Annotated in this window: 2 pseudogenes; one reads left to right on the top strand and one right to left on the bottom strand. The window is 63.4% G+C overall.

The features are described from left to right. Window positions 1-275 (top strand): annotated as a pseudogene (locus tag F0Q45_RS28370) (hypothetical protein); the annotation flags it as partial. A 140-nt stretch (window positions 276-415) separates the two neighbouring features. On the opposite strand, the pseudogene F0Q45_RS28835 reads toward F0Q45_RS28370, so the two are convergent. After that, a pseudogene (locus tag F0Q45_RS28835) lies at window positions 416-653 on the bottom strand (hypothetical protein); the annotation flags it as partial.

Genomic DNA, 653 nt, shown 5'->3' with positions numbered 1-653 from the left:
CCGAGATCGCGAGCTCCGGCAATGAGCGGATCAACCGGATCCTGTCCAGCAAAGGGCCTCCGGACGCGAAACTTGCCGCGGTCAACGAAGTCATTGCTGAATCGAACTCAAGCGCCTCCAACGCTGCCGGATTCGCTACGTCGAACATCATCGACGCGACTCAGCGCGTGCTCGATGAGACAATTGGCGGCCGCGACGCCCGGACGTGGCTGCGCGAGCACGGCGTCAACCTCGAGGTCCTCAACCATCACGCCCCATCACTGCCGACGACTTAGATTCCACGGCGACCTCACCAGCTGGTCGAGCATACGGCGGTACTCCGCTTCCGCCAAATACATCGTTGTCGGAGGAGGCCACACCGGCTGAGACACCAAGAACGTTGGCGTATGGTGACACTCCGCAACCAACCAGTGCACTATTGCCGGATAGCGTCGCACCAGCCCCGAAGCCAAGTGCCTTGCCGTACGGCGGCTCCACTGCCCTGCGCAGTGTTGCCGCCAGGCAACGTCTCAACGGCGTCGCTGCCCAGTGCACCCGCGGTAGGTGTTGGAGGCCCGTCGGTACCAGGCGTGTCAGCACCCGCGGCACCTGGTGCGCCACTGTCCCCGCAGTCGTTGAGCCAGTCGTTTACCACCGGAATGATGACGGACGCA

The organism is Mycobacterium simiae (assembly GCF_008370645.1).
Lineage (GTDB): Bacteria > Actinomycetota > Actinomycetes > Mycobacteriales > Mycobacteriaceae > Mycobacterium > Mycobacterium simiae_A.
This window is presented reverse-complemented; position numbering and strand designations above follow the sequence as displayed.